Consider the following 17,864-nt stretch of genomic DNA (forward strand, 5'->3'; position numbering starts at 1 on the left):
TCGGCTTCTCGCTGCACACCCCGATCAACATCTTCCTCCTGCTCCCGATGAAAGCCTATGCGCTCTGTACCTTGAGCAACAGCGACTGGCTCTCGCGCAAAGTAGCGAAATCATCAGACGTCGATGAATCGAAGGGCTCGATCGAAGACGCCACAACTGGACCAAGCCTTAACCCGGCATCGGAAACGCCTGGCTCAATTCGCGGGGCAGGTCTTTCGTGCACTCCCTCGCAGCTGATCGCGTCTGGTGGCATTGCGGCCGAGACTGACTGAGAGCTTTGTAGGGGGACTTAGTGTGGACAAGATATATCAATCGTTGCAACGGGAGCTGACCAATGATGACCCGTGGCGGCTTGACGACAATCCGTTCGAACGTGAGCGTCACACCCAATTGCTACGGCTATCGCTGTCAAACGGCGCCGTCTCAACCGGCCTCGAGATCGGGTGCGCGGCCGGTGCATTCACAGAGAAGCTTGCTCCTCACTGCAAACGGCTCACGGTCATCGATGTTATGCCGCGAGCGATCGGTCGAGCGGTCCAGCGGACCAAGAGGTGGTCGCATATCAGCTGGGCGGCGACCGATATTCTGCAGTTCTCGACCGAAGAGCTGTTCGATCTGATCGTGGTCGCCGAAGTTCTCTACTATCTCGAAGACATGACACGGATGCGTACCGCAATCGATAAGATGGTGAAGATGCTTGCTCCAGGTGGGCATCTGGTCTTCGGATCTGCACGTGATGCCACCTGCAGGCGATGGGGGCATCTCGCTGGCGCCGAGACAGTCATCACGATTTTGACTGAAGCGCTCATTGAGGTCGAACGCGTCCAGTGCCAGGGGCAGTCGGCTGACGAAGACTGCTTGTTGGTCCGCTTTCGCAATCCGGAGCGATCTTCGATCCGTCCCAACGGCCGAGCTTGAAAGGAGCCACTATGCGTATCTGCGGTATCAAGTTGACGCATGACGGGGCAGTCGCTCTGATCGAGGACGGTCGGGTGGTGTTTTGTGTCGAACAGGAGAAGCTGAACAACAATCCGCGTTATCAAACCATTGACAACCTGGATGCCGTTGTTAGCGCCTTGGCGGAGCACGGGCTGCATCCGAGCGATGTTGATCAGTTCGTTATTGATGGCTGGGATGGAGAGTTCGAGTCGCAGTTTGAAGTCCTTAGTGGGACGACGACCATCAAGCTCAAGGGCGCGCCGTATGTCGAACGGCTAGGCGATAGCCCCCTGACGTCCCGCGATGGCATCGGCCTCATGCTTGATGGGAAGCTATATCCCTATCAAAGCTATCCCCATGTCACCGGGCACGTAGCATCCGCATACTGCGCCAGCTCGTTTGCCAAATCCGCGCAATCTGCTTTCTGCTTGGTGTGGGACGGCTGCATGTTTCCACGTCTCTACTACGTCGAGCCCCATGGCATCCGGTTCATCGAGTGCCTGTTTCCGATGATAGGTCACGCCTATGCGACGGCAGGACATCACTTTGGACCTTACAGGCGGGCAGACCGCACCAGCTGGGATCTCGGTATTGCCGGCAAGCTGATGGCCTATATCGCGCTGGGATCGCCCGACGAGGACTGTATCAAGACGTTTCATGAACTTTATGAGGCGCACTTTGCCACGGATGCTGAGGGCGCTTGTCCTGAGCTTGGAGAGATCAACAGCTCACAATCGCCGCTTGAAGCTCTGCACGACTTCTTCGATGCGTGCGCAATGCGATTGAAGGAAAAGCAAGCCGAAGACGTCCTTGCGTCATTTCACGTGTTTCTAGAGCGTCTGCTGGTTCGCACCATTGCTGATGTGGTGGAGCGGCATTCGGATCTTGCGGGGGCGCGTAACCTCTGCATAGCCGGCGGCTGTGGCCTGAATATTAAGTGGAATAGTGCATTTCGTGCGACCGGCCTGTTCGATGTCGTGTGGGTGCCGCCCTTTCCGAACGACAGCGGCTCAGCCATTGGTGCTGCTTGCTCTGCACTGGCGGCACAGCAAGGCTTTAGAGCTCTGGAATGGTCGGTCTACAGTGGACCGGCCGTTCGTCCCAGCGAAGTCCCGCCCGAATGGGAGGGCGCGCCCTGCACTATGGGCGAACTTGCGGCAATCCTCGCTTGCGACAAGCCCGTGGTCTTCCTTTCCGGGCGTGCCGAGCTCGGACCGCGAGCCTTGGGTGGCAGAAGCATTCTCGCGGCTGCGAGCTGGGAAGGAATGAAAGATCATCTCAACGATATCAAACTTCGTGAGCATTTCAGGCCGGTAGCGCCGATATGCCTGGAGGATCGTGCGGCGGACATTTTTAGCCCTGGAATACCCGATCCGTACATGCTGTTCGATCACCAGACGCGACCGGAATGGCGGGACAAAATTCCCGCCGTCGTGCATCTCGATGGATCTGCTCGTCTACAGACCGTTTCCAGAACCTCTCAGCATAAAGTGGCCGAGCTTCTCGTCGAATACGAGAAGCTCACAGCCATTCCGCTGCTTTGCAATACCAGCGCCAATCTGCATGGACGCGGCTTTTTCCCGGATGCTGCCGCCGCGTGCCAGTGGGGACGCGTCGATCACGTATGGTGTGACGGCCTGCTTTGGACAAAAAAGCGCGCAAGCGAGGAAGCGGCGCGAACAACGTCCGTCGCGATGGCGTAGGCAAAATGTCAACCGCGGCAGTCGACCTTTTCCAGGTGAGCAAGTTCTACGACGACAGGGTCGTCGTGGACGCTCTTTCGTTTACGGTCTCGCCGGGAGAGTGCTTCGGTCTGCTGGGACCAAACGGCGCGGGTAAAAGCACGCTCGCGCGTTTGATCCTGGGTGTTGCATCGCCCGACGCAGGTAAGATATGCGTGCTCGGCGAGCCAGTGCCGGCACGGGCGCGCTTGGCGCGGCGGGGGATCGGGGTTGTCCCACAGTTCGATAACCTTGATCTTCAGCTCACGGTGCGCGAAAACTTGCTCGTTTTCGGGCGCTACTTCGCCATGAGCGCGGCTGAGGTGAAAGCGGTCACGCCGTCACTGCTTGAATTCGCGCGCCTGGAGAACAAGGCGGATGCCCGCGTCTCCGAACTGTCCGGCGGCATGAGGCGACGCCTGACGTTGGCACGGGCCCTCATTAACGACCCGCAGCTCTTGGTGCTTGATGAGCCGACGACCGGCCTTGATCCGCACGGCCGTCACCTGATCTGGGAACGCTTGCGCTCACTATTAGCGCGCGGCAAAACGATCCTTCTCACCACCCACTTCATGGAGGAGGCGGAGCGATTGTGCGACCGTCTGTGCGTGCTTGAGCACGGCCGTAAGATCGCCGAAGGTCAGCCTCACGCGCTGATCGAGCAGCAGATCGGCTGCCAAGTGATCGAGATTTACGGCGGCAATCCGCATGAACTGCTGCCGCTGGTCAGACCCCAAGTGCAGCGCGCTGAGGTGAGCGGGGAGACGCTCTTCTGCTATGTCACGGATCCAGAGCAGGTGCGCCTCCGGCTTGCCGACCGCACGGATCTGCGCTTTCTGCAGCGTCCTCCAAATCTGGAGGATGTGTTCTTGCGGCTAACCGGGCGAGAGATAAAGGACTGAACGATGTGGCAACGTTTTGCGCCGGCGCTCCCTGCTAATCCATGGAGCTGGATCGCGGTATGGCGCCGCAATTTTCTGGTCTGGCGGAAAGTCGCTCTGGCATCGATTCTTGGGAATCTGGCCGAGCCGATGAGCTCTCTGTTCGGTCTCGGTTTTGGCCTTGGAATGATCATAGGTGGTGTTGAGGGCACCTCATACATCTCGTTTCTGGCGGCTGGCATGGTCGCCACAAGCGCGATGGTCTCCGCAACCTTCGAAACGATCTATGCGGCTTACGCTCGCATGCAGACAAATTGCACGTGGGAGGCAGTGCTCTGTACGCCCCTTACGCTCGGCGACATTGTTCTCGGTGAAGTGGCATGGGCAGCGAGCAAGGCCTTGCTCGCCGGGACCGCGATCACGATTGTCGCCGTCGCGCTGGGTTACGCAGAGTGGTCATCCATCCCCTATGCGTTACCAGCCATCGCCCTCACTGGCGTTACTTTCGCGAGCCTCGCAATGGTCGTTTCAGCACTTGCACCGAGCCACGACTATTTCATCTTCTACCAGTCGCTCATTCTCACGCCCATGATGTATTTGAGCGGGACCATCTTCCCAATGAGCCAGTTGCCCGGTTCATTTCAACGCATCGCGGCCTTATTGCCGCTGACTCATTCGGTCGATCTCATTCGTCCGGCAATGCTCGGTCGGCCGGTCGACAGCGTCGGATTGCATGTGGGCGCACTTTGCATCTACGCAGCATTTCCCTTCCTCGTCTCGGCCGTGCTGCTCCGGCAGCGCCTGATGCGGTGAGAGGAACAAGACCGAAAGCGAAGCATCGCGTGTGCGAGATGAGATATCGGGCGTAACGAACTTCCGATCGCGTGCGACGCTTATGTGAGTCTCGTCACGCTAGCGATGCCTGATCGGCCCCGCGGCGACGTGCGGCCTACTCCCAAAGCGAGCGATACCAAATAGGCCAACAGGCCTCTCAGGATTAACGGAGAACAAGATGCTGTGTCTAGGATTGAGTGGCGGCCTCGACAGGGTCTATGAAAATCCCCTTGGACTACCGAATACGTTTCTGCACGACGGCGCCGCGGTACTTGTCAAGGACGGGCGCGTGATCGCTGCCGTGGAAGAGGAGCGCCTCAACCGAATCAAACATTCAAACAAGCTCCCGAGCAGTGCGATTGAATACTGTCTTGCAGCCGCGGGTGTGGAGCTTCGCGACGTCGATCGTATTGCGTTCTACGCTACTGAAGCCTATTGCAATGCGATGCTCGAACGGTTGTTCATCTCACAACCGGAAATCTCAATTCCGCTAGATGCGAATCTGCTGTTACGGCACCTTCTAGCCACGGAGTTCGGTACCCAAGTTGATCCTTCGCGGGTGTCATTCGTAGGTCACCATCAGGCCCACGCCGTGAGCGCTCTGGCTATGTCGGGTTTTGAAGAAAGCCTAATCCTCGCGATCGACGGTTGTGGCGACTTCCTCTCAGGTCTCTTGGCGGTCGGGTCGGGCACCGAAATGACCGAGCTTATGACGTTTCCAGAGAATAACTCTCTCGGACTGTTCTATCTGGAGACGATCCGATATCTCGGCTACGGCCTGTTCGACGAGTATAAGGTTATGGGACTGGCTCCTTACGGAGATCCCGCACGCTATCGCGAGCTCTTTTCCCAATTCTATGAGCTCTCCGCAAACGGTGGTTACCGCGTTCACCTCGAACGTATCGGCCCGGCATTGCTGCGCAATATCGAGGTCCGGCGAAAGGGAATGCCGTTCACGCAACAGCATCGAGATGTGAGCGCATCGTTGCAGGAGGCGCTGGAGCGGATCGTGTTTCACATTCTTCGGCATTACCGTGAGTCGACCGGAATGAAACGGTTGTGCCTGGCTGGCGGGGTGGCCCACAACTGCACGCTGAACGGAAAACTCCTGTATTCAGGCCTGTTCGAAGACATCTTCGTGCAGCCGGCTGCGCATGACGCCGGATGCGCATTGGGCGCGGCACTGATGGTGTCGAACGAGGCCGGGCTGCCTGCGCCCCGCGAGCGACTACAGGCGGTTTATTGGGGGCCAGATGTCGGCAGCGACGACAGCATCGAACAGGAACTGAAGGGATGGGCCGGACACCTCGAGATCGAACGGACCGCTGAGGTCGCAACCAGAGCAGCCGAGTGGATGGCTGATGGCGCCGTGATCGGGTGGGTACAGGGCCGATCGGAGTTCGGCCCTCGCGCGCTCGGCAACCGCAGTATTCTTGCTGACCCGAGGCCCGCGGCGAACAAGGACCGGATCAATGCGATGGTCAAGAAGCGCGAGAGTTATCGACCATTTGCGCCATCGGTTCTGGAGGAGGATGCGGGCGCGTTCTTTGAGTTGCCGGATGGTCGCGCAGAATATCCCTTCATGAATTTCGTCGTTCGCGTGCGCGAATCCAAGCGTGCTTTGCTGGGCGCGATCACGCATATCGATGGTACCGCTCGGCTGCAAACGGTTTCCCGCACGAACAATGCCGCCTATTGGGAACTAATCAATGCGTTCAAGAGCCGGACAGGCGTCCCGATTCTGCTTAATACGTCGTTCAACAACAATGCCGAACCGATCGTCGATTCCGTTGCCGATGCGATTACGGCGTTTTTGACGACCGAGCTGGATGGTCTTGTAGTCGGGTCATTCCTCGTCAAGAAGCGGGCAACAACGCTCGAAAGCTGGACTGCACTCGCCGTATCACTGCCGCCCCATGTATCTCTTTACCGGGTTCGCGCTCACGCGGGCCGAGAACGCCAGGAGACAGTCTGCGAGATCCGCATGGGTCACTCCAGCCAGGACAGCGTGCGCGTCTCGCATGACCTGTTCGACATGCTGATGCAAATTGAGAAGGAAGCTGTTCTTGCCGATCTTCTCGCCAGGGTCACCTCTGACAGGACTAGGCGAGAAGCTCTCGTGAACGAACTGCGCGGGCTCTGGGATCTGCGCCGTATTCGGCTGCATCCGTCACAGACTGCGCGGTCGTAAAAGGTGAGCAATGCGGAAGAGGGCTCCTTGGACGCCTTTTGCATGACCTGCCAATCGCGGCGTGGAGGAGGGCTTGCGGGTTGATCGCCTTGCGTCCAGGTGACTAGCCGTCGATTGGCGTGGATCGGAATCGCAGATGAGTAGGTGCGCCACACAAAACTGATCTTACGCAACGAGAAGGGTTTGATAACTTGACGAAGGACCGCTTTGTTATTTCTCGGAGGCGTACCGGCTTTGGTGACTGCCTCTGGTCGCTGGCGTCAGCCTGGTCGTACGCGCAGCGGACCGGGCGGACGCTCGTCGTTGACTGGCGCGGTTCCTGCTACATCGACCAACCGTTCAGCAACGCGTTTCCGGTGTTCTTCGAGCCGCTTGAGGACATCGCTGGGGTACCGGTGATTTGCGATGACCGGGTCAACCAGCTCTCGTTTCCCGGACCGTTCTTCCCGCGGTGGTGGAATAGGCCATCGATCGACTGCATCAATCGTCCGGATGAGCAGATCTTCAAAGAACGTGACGAACTGACCGAGCTGTTCCAGGCAAGAGAAGATAACGAAGCCAACACCATTGTCTGTGACGCCTGCCTGATGTGGCGTTGTGGCGAGGAAGCCGAACGACTGATCTTTCGGAACATCAAACTCAGGTCTGAGATTCAAGCGCGGATCGACGCCTTGTATGAGGAACACTTTAGCGGCCATAGCATCATTGGCGTTCATGTTCGGCACGGCAATGGCGAAGATATCATGGAGCATGCGCCGTACTGGGCCGATTCGGAGCTCGCCCTTCGTCAGGTCTGCATGGCAATCCGTAAAGCCAAGGCTTTGCCATATCCAAAGCCTGTAAAGGTCTTCCTGTGCACGGACAGTGCACAGGTGCTCGATCGCGTATTGGGTCTGTTCCCCGATGTCTTCGCCGTACCAAAACGTTTCCAGGCCGATCGGGCAGGGCCGTTGCATAGTGCGGAAATGGGAATTGAAGGTGGAGCTTCCGCTCTCATCGACATGTATCTTCTTGCGCGATGCGCTGTCGTGATCCGCTTTCCCCCCACCAGCGCCTTCACGCGCTATGCCCGTCTGCTCGTGCCACGGATTATTGAATTCGACCAGAGCAATCCGGAGCACTTGACCATGATCGATAACCCATACGAGCATTTCGCGGCTTCATGAAGCGCAGAATGTGAGCCTGAGCAATGGCGGGCTAGATCATCGGTCTGATACTGCTGGCTTCGACACCATCGAGTTTCGCAACGTCTCGCAGGAACGGTGGATGGCGACGTCCGTCCCGCAAGCGACGGCTGACCGTCGCACTACCACGGATGCGGTGCGGTGGGAGGGCGAACGCCTGCGAAGCGTAAGGCCAATGCCGGCGGGCGCCGGCGGCCTTGCCCCGCAATGCTTCAGGCCCTCGTGTGTAAATCGAGTCGGGCGGAAAGGTTATGGTTCTGTCATCCTCCGGCCAAACCCGCCATCGCTGGCCAGACGGTGAAAAGCACGGCAATGGCGGTCCGGGTCGCCGAGTAAATCTGACGTAACAGACAGTCACGTCAGAATGTCCCAGCAGCAAGGAGGCGCGTCCGGTAGATGGATCGCCTTTGCTGGCAACCCTTTTGCGGTCAGCTCGTTTTCTGGACGACGGCTTGTTCATGCGCCGCTCGCAGGGTCCTTTCGGACGGAGGTGTGATGAACCGCGCGGCCGGCGGCCCATCGATATTGCTCAAGAGCCGCATGTGCGGCCGCGCGACCATGGCCGAGAGCAACTTGGACGAACTGGCCATTAAATCCTGATCTCCGCCAAAGGCAGCTAACCTATCTCGTCCAGCCCGCATGACCCACAGACCACTCGTGGAGGGCGACGCAGTCAGCTCGCCATGGAAACACCAGCCTCTCGGCTCGAAGGCTTAGCACGCAGTGGGCAGCACCCGGGAGCTCGACGACAGCCATTGCTGCGGCGTTGCTGGTGTCGAAAAGCAAACAGGCCAGATGTTCGGAACCTGCCATTTGCGTCGTAAAAGCGCGCCACCTGTGCCCTGCATCGCTCTGGCCCGGATCCTGCACCAGGTGCACAGGCGAGGGGAGCGGAAGGGAGTCGCGTGTGAATCTAGGTCTACCAGATGACAATGCGGTCGCAGCTCAATCGTCGGAAACGGTCCCTCGCGGTCCAATTCACGCCGATGGAGCCGGCCGTCCGCTGCGTGAGCGGAAAACGCTGGTATTGACCGGGGCATCGCGCGGTATCGGTCGCGCCACCGGAAGATTGTTTTCGGAAGCCGGTTGGCGCATCATTTCTTGCGCGCGCCAACCATTCGACGCGGTGCGCTGCCCATGGGACTCAGAGGGGGATAGCTATATCGAAGTCGATCTGAGCGATCATCGGACGCTGCCGCGCGCGATTGCCCAGATAAAGGAGCGCCTTGCCGGCGCACCGCTGCAGGGACTGATAAACAATGCCGGAAACTCACCAAAAACGCCAAACGGTGCCCGGCTGACGTCGCTGGCGACCTCAGTCGATACCTGGATGAGCGTGTTCCACCTCAACCTGGTGGCGCCGATCCTGCTCGCTCAAGGTCTGTTCGATGAGCTAAAAGCGGCTTCAGGCTCGATCGTCAATGTGACTTCGATCGCCGGCGCGCGGGTGCATCCATTTGCAGGCACGGCATATGCGACGTCGAAAGCTGCGCTCGCTTGTCTCACGCGCGAAATGGCGCACGATTACGCCTCAAATGGCATTCGCGTCAATGCGATCGCGCCAGGCGAGATCAAGACGGACATTTTGTCGCCTGACACGGAAGCGCATCTTGTGCCAAAGATCCCACTTCGTCGGGTGGGTACACCCGAAGAGGTCGCCAAGGTCATTTTCTTCCTATGTTCAGATGCGGCAAGTTATGTCACTGGCGCCGAAGTGCCGATCAATGGCGGGCAACACTTGTGAGTGAATCCGTCCCTGGCGAACCGGGCTAACTGAGCTTCATTGATGGAAGCCATGTTGGCCGGGGCGAAAAGTTGGAAAGAATAAAGCGGCAAATCTAGTCACTGTAAGTGCTGCCGGCGTGCCATGAAGAGGCGTCATCTCTCGCCCCGCCCTGAGAACTGGATGTCAGATCGAGGCAGGCATGCAACACGAGTCCAACGAGTCCGATCGAGGTGATGGGGAGGATCAAGAAAGGAACGGAGAAGTCATTATGCTGGACAGCGTTTCCGTGCGCGAAAAACCAAACTCAACCTCCGACGCGGACCCTTCCGCTTCTATTCTGCGGTCGCAAGAGAAATCGCTAAGCACGATCTTTGAAATAGCGCACACGCTCACCGGCCTATGCCGGCTCGAAGCCAAGCTGGCGAGCGTCATCGAGCGTCTGCCATCGCTCGTGCAGATGCGGCGCGGCATCGTATATCTGTTCGGTCATGACGGGGTGCCCGAGATCATCGTAGACGACGGCCGGAGCGAAGGGCGCGACGCGCGTTGCGGTGTGCGCTTGCCGCAAGGAGCAATTGATCAAATTGTGGCGACGGGGCGGCCGCTCATCGTCGAGAACGTAGCGCTGCATTCGATCTTCAGTTCTTCGGACGTCGAGATGCTGGACGCCGCCGGTAATACGCGTGTTGCGTTCATCGGCGTTCCCATAGACATTGACGAGAAAGTTGTGGGTACGCTGAGCATCGACCGCATCGCAGACAACGGGACGCATGCGCAGCTCGAGGATGACCTCCGTCTGCTGACGATGGTCGCAAGTCTTCTGGGCCAGACGGCGAAGCTGCATTGCGTATTTGTGCGCGATCGCGGGCAGCTTGTGGACGAGGAGTTCCGGCTGCAGAAGCAGCTGTCCGAGCTCAAGCCTCATGGGCGGGAGCGTAAGAAGGTCCAAGTCGAGGGAATGATCGGCGATAGCCCGGCGCTGCGCGCGTTGCTTGAGAAGATCGAGCTGATCGCAAAATCGAATAGCACAGTTCTGTTGCGTGGCGAATCGGGTACCGGCAAAGAGCTGGTCGCGAAGGCTATTCACGAGCGTTCAGCGCGCGCCAAACGCCCCTTTATTAAGCTGAATTGCGCAGCCCTCACCGAGACGGTGCTGGAATCCGAATTGTTCGGTCACGAGAAGGGGGCGTTTACGGGCGCATTCAACGCGCGCAAGGGTCGCTTCGAGCTCGCCGACAAGGGAACGTTGTTTCTGGACGAGATTGGAGAGATCTCGGCGTCGTTCCAGGCGAAGCTCCTGCGCGTGCTTCAGGAGCAGGAGTTCGAGCGGGTCGGCGGCAATCAGACGATCAAAGTCGACGTCCGCGTGATTGCAGCCACGAATAAAAATCTTGAAGAGGCGGTGGCAAGGAAGGAGTTTCGTGCCGATCTCTATTATCGCATCAGCGTGGTTCCTCTGCTACTGCCGCCGCTGCGCGAAAGACGCACTGATATTCCGCTTCTCGCCGCTCGATTCTTGAAGAACTTCAACAAAGAGAACGGCCGTGCTCTGGTGTTCGATTCAAGTGCGATTGACGTTCTTATGAATTGCGGATTTCCCGGTAATGTCCGCGAGCTGGAGAACTGTGTGCAGCGGACCGCGACCCTGGCGCACGGATCGTCGATCGTAAGAGACGATTTTGCCTGCTGCCACGGGCAATGCCTGTCGGCCACGCTATGGAAGTGCGGGCCGGAGCAACTGGCGCGACAGCCGAGCCCGATAATCTCACTCCCCGCGAGGCTGAGCATGCCGCCAACACAAGCTGTGGCACACGTTCAGCCGGTCGGTAGCGAACTGACGCCGCTAGAGCCACCCGGCCGACCTGTCATAGGTGCCGCCAAGATCACAGATCGCGAGCGCGTAGTCGCGGCGATGGAAAGGTCCGGGTGGGTACAGGCCAAGGCGGCGCGCCTGCTTGGACTGACGCCGCGCCAGATTGGCTATGCCTTGAGAAGGCACGGTATCGAGATCAAGCGCTTCTGAATAAAAAGTCGAGATCGCGTCTCTCTCGCTCGCGGCCCGGGCGCGGTAGGAGAACGTGCGCAAGAGGCGGTACTCTGGTCCATGAAGCGGATACGAAACCGATGTGCTCTGCTTGGGGGTGGCCATGCCGGGAAGCGTAAGCCCTCTTCGCGTTAGCCGGGTGCTGGTCATCGTCTGCTTGCATGTATTCGCCCTATGAGAAATGATTAGGGTGTCGAACTAGCGCAAGATCGCGGCCGCGCCGTTTCTGCGACTCAGATCAGAGAGAGATCACGTCCGCTTTGCGCAGCCCGTCGCAGTCCCGACAACGGTCTCACCATCAGTCGCCAGCCATTGCATCGTCCCTCATCGGCGAAATGCCTGGGGTGGTATGACAGTTGCTATTCGTGGGGAGCCTGCTCAACATCTTAGGAGAAGCATATGCACAGCATCGTCTGCATCAAACAGGTCCCCGACTCCGCACAAATCCGCGTGCATCCTGTCACGAATACGATCATGCGTCAGGGCGTGCCGACAATCATCAACCCATATGATCTGTTCGCACTGGAAGCTGCGCTCGAGCTACGAGACAAGTTCGGCGGCGAAATCACTGTTCTGACAATGGGGCCGCCGTCGGCCGAAGAATCTCTCCGAAAGGCGCTGACATTTGGTGCCGATCGTGCTGTCCTGCTCACTGATCGTAGTTTCGCGGGCTCCGATACGCTGGCGACGAGTTACGCGCTGGCGTGCGCGATTCGCAATATCGGGAAGGAATATGGCCCATCAGACGTCATATTCACTGGCAAGCAGACTATCGACGGCGATACGGCGCAGGTGGGACCTGGCATTGCGAAGAGGCTCGGGGTCCAGCAGCTTACTTATGTTTCCACAATCAAAGCGTTGGACTTCAAAGCACGCACGATCGAAGCGGAACGGCGCTGCGAAGGAGGAGTCCAGGTGCTGCGTTCCAAGCTTCCTTGTCTCGTCAGCATGTTAGAGGCAACCAATCAGATTCGCCGCGGTGCAATGATCGATGCCTTGCGTGCGGCCCGTGCCTCAATCGTAAAATGGAGCGCTCAAACTGCCGGCGTGGATGACATGGCCAAATGCGGTCTGAGGGGGTCGCCGACCGTCGTCAAGCGTGTCTTCGCGCCCTCCGCACGAGCGGAGAAGGCGACGTGGGTGGAAGCGGCCGAGCAGCCGGCGCAAGCGTTGATCGACGCCATGTTCAAGCGCAACCCTACGCTCGAGACGGAGCTCGCACAGCTTGCGCGCGGTACCTCATCCGCGCAAACTAGCGGTGTGTGAAGTCGCGGCTGATCGAGCGGAGCCAGCGCTGGCCTGGGTCGTGGTCATGCATTGGCTCGTCGCTCGGTGCACCAGGCACGATCCAAGCTTTTCGACCGCTCGCTAAGGTTTGGCGAGCTGCGATACACCGGTCCACTGGGGAATTCATGCAGCCTCAAGACGTGCCCGTTAAGTTTTCTTGGCAGCGCACGTGGAGCTCGCGCGAGGGATGTATCTCCCTCGCGCGAGCTCTGCCGTGTTTCACGTAACCGCGAAGTGCGAGCATTATCATCGCGCCGCTCGACCACAGAACGGGAGCGTGGCGATAGTGCTCGGCCATTCCAAGTCAACATCAGCGACGGCTCGTCCCGATACTGCTCGACTCGCATAGGAAGAACCGTGACCCGCAGAGTGGCACGCGGACCACCGCGAGATCACCGCAAGGACCGCCACGCACCCCGTTCAGTTCAGTGTTGGACGTGAAGGTCCCCGTGGGCGCGCTGCTAATGCGTGGTAAATTGCGCGCTTACGGTCCGGTTAGACCGCTCGGGTCGCGACAGCTTCGCAACCCTCTTGGTGTTTCCTGGATAAATGGTGAGTGCGGCGATAATGCCGAGCAAAGCTGCAAACATCAACCAGAAACCCGGCGAAGCCTTGTCGTCGGTCCGATCGATCAGCCAAGTCGATGCGAGCGGGGTAAAGGTGCCAAAGAGAGCTGCGGCGAGTGCGAAGGCCAAAGAAAAGCAAGTTGTGCGAACGTGCTTCGGCACGATTTCGACCAAAGCGCCCAACATGGCGCCGCTATAGGTGCCAAAGTAGAACGAGAACATCATCTCCACTATCAGCATCTTGCCAAAGCTTGGGTCGGTCACAAGCCAAGACAACGCCGGATATACAGTCACCAAGGCAAGGCCGGCAATGGTCAGCAAGACCGGCTTCCGACCGATTCTGTCAGAAATCGCGCCGCCAATTGGGTTCCAGATGAAGTTCGTCACGGCGACCAAAAGCGTCACCAAGAGCGTGTTCTGCGAGGACAGCTGCAATACGTGCTTGCCGAACGTAGGCGTGTACACTGTGACGAAATAGAAGGTCGTGGTCGTCAGCATCGCGATCATCATGCCGAGAATGACAATGCGCCAGTTCGCAATTGTGGAGGCAAAGACCTCGCGGGCCGTCGGGTGGGTTTTCATGACCAGAAACTCCGGAGTTTCCTCCAGCGTCCGGCGCAGGAAGAAGATAAGCGGAACGATCAAGCAGCCAAGGAAGAATGGGATCCGCCAGCCCCAGGCGGCAACCATTTCTGCCGGAAGTGCTTCGCTCAAAAAATATCCGATAAGAGCCGCGACAAAGATCGCAACCTGCTGGCTCGAGGACTGAAACGATGTGTAAAAGCCGCGGTTGCCCGGAGTGGCAATCTCGGAGAGGTAGACGGAAACGCCGCCAACCTCAACGCCGGCAGAAAAGCCCTGCAAGAGCCGTCCGAACAGCACGATCGCGGGTGCGGCAATGCCGATTGTTGCATAGCCGGGACAAAAGGCGATGATGACGGTGCCAATAGCCATGATCGAAAGCGTGATGATCAGGCCTTGCCGACGGCCAATCTGGTCAATATAGGCTCCAAGCACAATCGCGCCAACTGGTCGCATCAAGGCCCCCAACCAGAACACACCGAAAGTGTTAAGCAGTGAAGCGGTTTCGCTTCCTGATGGAAAGAACGCGTTTCCGATGGCACTGGCGTAGAACCCGAACAAGAAGAAGTCGAACTGCTCGAGGAAGTTGCCGCTCGTCGCACGTAAGATGGCGCCAATGCGCGATTTGGTATTTGACGCTTGCGCGATGGACGCTGGTGACATGGCGAGTTTCCTCTCGGTTTGAAATGGCCGGTTCCGGAGAAAATCTCACGCCAGCCGAGTGTAGTTTCATGGCCGCGAATCTGCCATCAGGGCACTATCGACCAACCCGTAAGCGCCTGACGTTTCCGGCATATTTTCGGCAATTGCCGCAAACTCGCACAGTTTTTCGGGCGTTATTCCGCTCGCGCCGCTGGAGTGACTGTCAAGCTACTGAAACCTCGGGCAATTCTCGATGACAAGGTTGTTGTCTGCGGCGTGGCCGAATTTCTCATTGAGCGCACCGACATGCAATGAAAAGGAAGGACGAGATGCATGGCATACGAGCAGCAGGGAAGAGCTCCGTGAGATGTCGTGCTAGAACAGCTCGCGAGCCTGCGATCGGGCCGAGGTGCGTTGGCATCTCACCCGATGTCCAGCGATTTGGCCTCGAGTTGCTCAAGTTAACCTGAGGTTTGACGGAAAAGATTTGGTGAGCGTGCTGGCGATCGAGCCCGTCCGATAGCGCCGATCGCCGCTCGGCAAGTGCCACGTTGTCCTTCGAAGCGAGGCGCGCCTCGTACTTCGAGGGCCGCTGCGGTCCTAATGCGGTCCAAAACCCGCGCTGACGGGGAACATAGCGGGCCTCCTCAGCGATAACGGGCATTCGTTTGGATCACTCGAACAGGTTCATCTGGCTTCCACGCCGTATGAAAAAACTTGGATGTTTGTCACGAATTATGACCAGGTCAAAGTAATCGGAATGCCGTGATAAGCCATACGCCACTCCTTGCTTGCCGGGGGCAACGCCACGCCAGCCTCGCAACCTGATTGGCCGTAGATTTTGCACATGAGTCTCAGCCTCCGTAAGAAAGGGCTATGAACCGGCACAAACCATGCGGTGGCATCGGGCCAGGAGCCGGGCGGCACATCGTAATTCGATCTGACCGAGGCTTGTGCGCATTCGGAATCTGACCACGACAATTCCAGGTCGCGTCACCTTGCCTTATTCGACGGTTACCGATTTCGCGAGATTTCGGGGTTGGTCGACGTCCGTGCCCATCAGGATGGCCGTGTGGTAGGCCAGAAGCTGCACCGGAATCGCATAGACAATCGACGTAAATGTCGTACCCATCTCCGGCAGCACAATCGTCGCGAGTGAATCCATGGATACCTCTGCGGCTCCCCGAGCGTCCGTTATCAAGATAATCTTGCCGCCGCGTGCGGCGACCTCCTGCATGTTCGAGATGGTCTTTTCGAACACCCGGTCGCAGGGAGCAATGACGATTACGGGAACGCTCTCGTCGATCAAGGCTATCGGGCCGTGCTTGAGCTCTCCGGCCGCATAGCCCTCGGCGTGAATATAGGAGATCTCCTTCAGCTTCAGTGCGCCCTCCATTGCCAGTGGAAACGACGTGCCGCGACCAAGATATAGCACGTCACGCGATTTGGCGATGTCGCGTGCGAGCTTCTCGATCTGCGGCTCGCTGGCAAGCGCCGCTGTAACTAGCCGCGGAATTTCGATCAGCGCTCGCACGAGATCGACCTCGTCGCTCTCCGGCAATTCACCGCGCGCCTTGCCAGCAGCGACCGCAAGCGCCGCCAGGACGACGAGCTGGCATGTGAACGCCTTGGTCGAGGCAACGCCGATTTCAGGTCCGGCGAGTGTCTGCAACACTGTCCCGCTTTCGCGCGCAATGGTCGAACTCAGTACGTTCACGATCGAGAGGGTATGCAGGCCTTGCGATTTGGCATAGCGGAGCGCGGCCAGCGTATCGGCCGTCTCGCCGGACTGCGAGATGAAGATAGCAAGATCTCCCTTGCGCATCGGCGCCTCACGATAGCGAAATTCAGAGGCGACATCGAGCTCGACTGGAATACGAGCCAGCCGCTCGAACCAGTATTTGGCGATATGGCCGGCGTAGCCTGCCGTACCGCAAGCGGTGATCGAGATATGTCCGATCTCGTTGAAGTCGAACGGAAGCTCCTGCGGCAGTGCCACGCTCTCGGTGGCGATATCGACGTAATGCGCCAGCGTCTGCCCGATCACCTCTGGCTGTTCGTGGATTTCCTTCGCCATGAAGTGGCGGTAGTTTGCTTTCTCGACGAGAACCGACGACGCGCCAGATTTCATCACCTCCCGGCGGACAACTGTGCCTTGTGCGTCGTAGACCACGCTGAAGTTGCGGTTGAGCACAGCCCAATCGCCGTCCTCAAGGTAGGTGATCAAGCCGGTAAGGGGCGCGAGCGCGATAGCATCCGATCCGAGATACATTTCGCCTTCGCCATGCCCGATCGCGAGTGGTGAGCCCTTGCGCGCACCGATCATGAGGTCGTGTTGACCCTTGAACAGGATTGCAAGCGCAAACGCGCCGACTAGCCGCGGCAGCGACGCTTTTACTGCCTCCTGCGGCGAGCAGCCATCTTTCAGATAAAAGTCGATGAGATGCGTCACCACCTCGGTGTCTGTTTCAGAGGCGAAACAGGCGCCATGCTGTTTTAGCTCCGCTCGCAGCTCGCGAAAATTCTCGATTATGCCGTTATGGACGACTGCAACATTGTCCGTTGCATGCGGATGAGCATTGTGCTCCGTCGGCTTGCCATGAGTAGCCCAGCGCGTGTGCCCAATCCCGACATGGCCTGAGAGCGGATGGCAGCGAACGCGTGTCTCAAGGTTCCTCAGCTTGCCCTCGGCGCGTCGAAGCTCGATATGGTTTCCTTTGAGCGTTCCGATGCCCGCTGAGTCATAGCCGCGATATTCCAGTCGCTTCAGTGAATCGATGAGACGATCCGCGACCGGACCGCGCCCCAAGATGCCGACAATTCCGCACATTTAATCAGTTTACCTCAAGTTCAAAACAGAGCGTCCCGCAAGGCGCGCCTGACCAATTCGCCGCTATAGTTATCGGCCAGTCTAGCCGTGCCTGCCCTCCATCGGGCACGCGGCACCGGAGGTGCGCGAGCTCCAGGCAACACGTGGAGCCCTGTCGAATTCGCCGGAAGATCCTAAAGCAACTTTCTGGCAATCGGACAATGAGCGCCGTCAGCAGTTAGCAGCTGCATGAGTCTCTCGTTTTGTCCGATGTACCCGATACCGCCAAGAAGGCCTGGTAGGTCTGCCGCACTCCATCTACAAGCCATGTCCTCGCGCGCCAGCCGAGCCTGGCGAGACGGCTGACATCGAGCAGCTTGCGCGGCGTTCCATCGGGACGCGAGGTGTCGAAGGTGATTTCGCCGCCGTAACCGACGACGTCAGCCACGACCCGCGCG

Annotated in this window: 11 protein-coding genes and 2 pseudogenes; 10 read left to right on the forward strand and 3 right to left on the reverse strand. The window is 58.6% G+C overall.

The window, feature by feature from the left end; translation table 11 throughout:
* The 10 genes and pseudogenes from IVA80_RS14865 to IVA80_RS14910 all read left to right on the forward strand — a co-directional run.
* Positions 1-272: pseudogene (locus IVA80_RS14865) on the forward strand (chitooligosaccharide synthase NodC); the annotation flags it as partial.
* Positions 247-918 carry a nodulation methyltransferase NodS gene (nodS, locus tag IVA80_RS14870; protein WP_346348000.1) on the forward strand — a complete coding sequence of 224 codons (672 nt, stop codon included), beginning with the start codon at positions 247-249 and terminating at the stop codon, positions 916-918. The pseudogene IVA80_RS14865 and the gene nodS, both read left to right, overlap by 26 nt.
* 11 nt (positions 919-929) lie before the next feature.
* Complete coding sequence (gene nodU, locus IVA80_RS14875; RefSeq protein ID WP_247431025.1) at positions 930-2,642, forward strand: nodulation protein NodU; 1,713 nt, start codon at positions 930-932, stop codon at positions 2,640-2,642.
* Positions 2,643-2,647: 5 nt separating this feature from the next.
* Complete coding sequence (gene nodI / locus IVA80_RS14880) at positions 2,648-3,562, forward strand: nodulation factor ABC transporter ATP-binding protein NodI (protein ID WP_247431028.1); 915 nt, start codon at positions 2,648-2,650, stop codon at positions 3,560-3,562.
* Positions 3,563-3,565: 3 nt separating this feature from the next.
* The gene (locus tag IVA80_RS14885) at positions 3,566-4,354 is read left to right on the forward strand and encodes an ABC transporter permease (RefSeq protein WP_247431031.1); all 789 of its coding nucleotides are present in this window, start codon (positions 3,566-3,568) and stop codon (positions 4,352-4,354) included.
* Positions 4,355-4,553: 199 nt separating this feature from the next.
* A complete protein-coding gene (locus tag IVA80_RS14890; RefSeq protein ID WP_247431034.1) occupies positions 4,554-6,566 on the forward strand; it encodes a carbamoyltransferase in 2,013 nt (670 codons plus the stop codon).
* Positions 6,567-6,757: 191 nt separating this feature from the next.
* Positions 6,758-7,732: a nodulation protein NodZ gene (locus tag IVA80_RS14895; protein ID WP_247431037.1), complete on the forward strand. Its 975-nt coding sequence runs from the start codon at positions 6,758-6,760 to the stop codon at positions 7,730-7,732.
* A 925-nt stretch (positions 7,733-8,657) separates the two neighbouring features.
* Positions 8,658-9,494 carry an SDR family oxidoreductase gene (locus IVA80_RS14900; RefSeq protein WP_247431040.1) on the forward strand — a complete coding sequence of 279 codons (837 nt, stop codon included), beginning with the start codon at positions 8,658-8,660 and terminating at the stop codon, positions 9,492-9,494.
* Between the two features lie 181 nt (positions 9,495-9,675).
* Positions 9,676-11,499: a nif-specific transcriptional activator NifA gene (nifA, locus tag IVA80_RS14905; protein ID WP_247431043.1), complete on the forward strand. Its 1,824-nt coding sequence runs from the start codon at positions 9,676-9,678 to the stop codon at positions 11,497-11,499.
* A 420-nt stretch (positions 11,500-11,919) separates the two neighbouring features.
* Positions 11,920-12,786: an electron transfer flavoprotein subunit beta/FixA family protein gene (locus tag IVA80_RS14910; protein WP_247431047.1), complete on the forward strand. Its 867-nt coding sequence runs from the start codon at positions 11,920-11,922 to the stop codon at positions 12,784-12,786.
* 482 nt (positions 12,787-13,268) lie between these two features.
* Here IVA80_RS14910 and IVA80_RS14915 read toward each other — a convergent pair whose 3' ends face one another.
* The 3 genes and pseudogenes from IVA80_RS14915 to IVA80_RS14925 all read right to left on the reverse strand — a co-directional run.
* Positions 13,269-14,618, reverse strand: coding sequence for an MFS transporter (locus IVA80_RS14915; RefSeq protein ID WP_247431051.1), 1,350 nt, complete (start codon positions 14,616-14,618; stop codon positions 13,269-13,271).
* A gap of 982 nt (positions 14,619-15,600) precedes the next feature.
* Entirely contained in the window at positions 15,601-17,427 is a 1,827-nt protein-coding gene (glmS, locus tag IVA80_RS14920) for a glutamine--fructose-6-phosphate transaminase (isomerizing) (RefSeq protein ID WP_247431053.1), read from the reverse strand.
* Between the two features lie 217 nt (positions 17,428-17,644).
* A pseudogene (locus tag IVA80_RS14925) lies at positions 17,645-17,864 on the reverse strand (GDP-L-fucose synthase); the annotation flags it as partial.

Source organism: Bradyrhizobium sp. 139 (assembly GCF_023074175.1).
Classification (GTDB): domain Bacteria; phylum Pseudomonadota; class Alphaproteobacteria; order Rhizobiales; family Xanthobacteraceae; genus Bradyrhizobium.

Coding starts and splice junctions, on each gene's coding strand:
- nodU (WP_247431025.1), top strand. CDS start 930: ATGCGTATCTGCGGTATCAAGTTGACGCATGACGGGGCAGTCGCTCTG.
- nodI (WP_247431028.1), top strand. CDS start 2,648: ATGTCAACCGCGGCAGTCGACCTTTTCCAGGTGAGCAAGTTCTACGAC.
- IVA80_RS14885 (WP_247431031.1), top strand. CDS start 3,566: ATGTGGCAACGTTTTGCGCCGGCGCTCCCTGCTAATCCATGGAGCTGG.
- IVA80_RS14890 (WP_247431034.1), top strand. CDS start 4,554: ATGCTGTGTCTAGGATTGAGTGGCGGCCTCGACAGGGTCTATGAAAAT.
- nifA (WP_247431043.1), top strand. CDS start 9,676: ATGCAACACGAGTCCAACGAGTCCGATCGAGGTGATGGGGAGGATCAA.
- IVA80_RS14910 (WP_247431047.1), top strand. CDS start 11,920: ATGCACAGCATCGTCTGCATCAAACAGGTCCCCGACTCCGCACAAATC.
- IVA80_RS14915 (WP_247431051.1), bottom strand. CDS start 14,618: ATGTCACCAGCGTCCATCGCGCAAGCGTCAAATACCAAATCGCGCATT.
- glmS (WP_247431053.1), bottom strand. CDS start 17,427: ATGTGCGGAATTGTCGGCATCTTGGGGCGCGGTCCGGTCGCGGATCGT.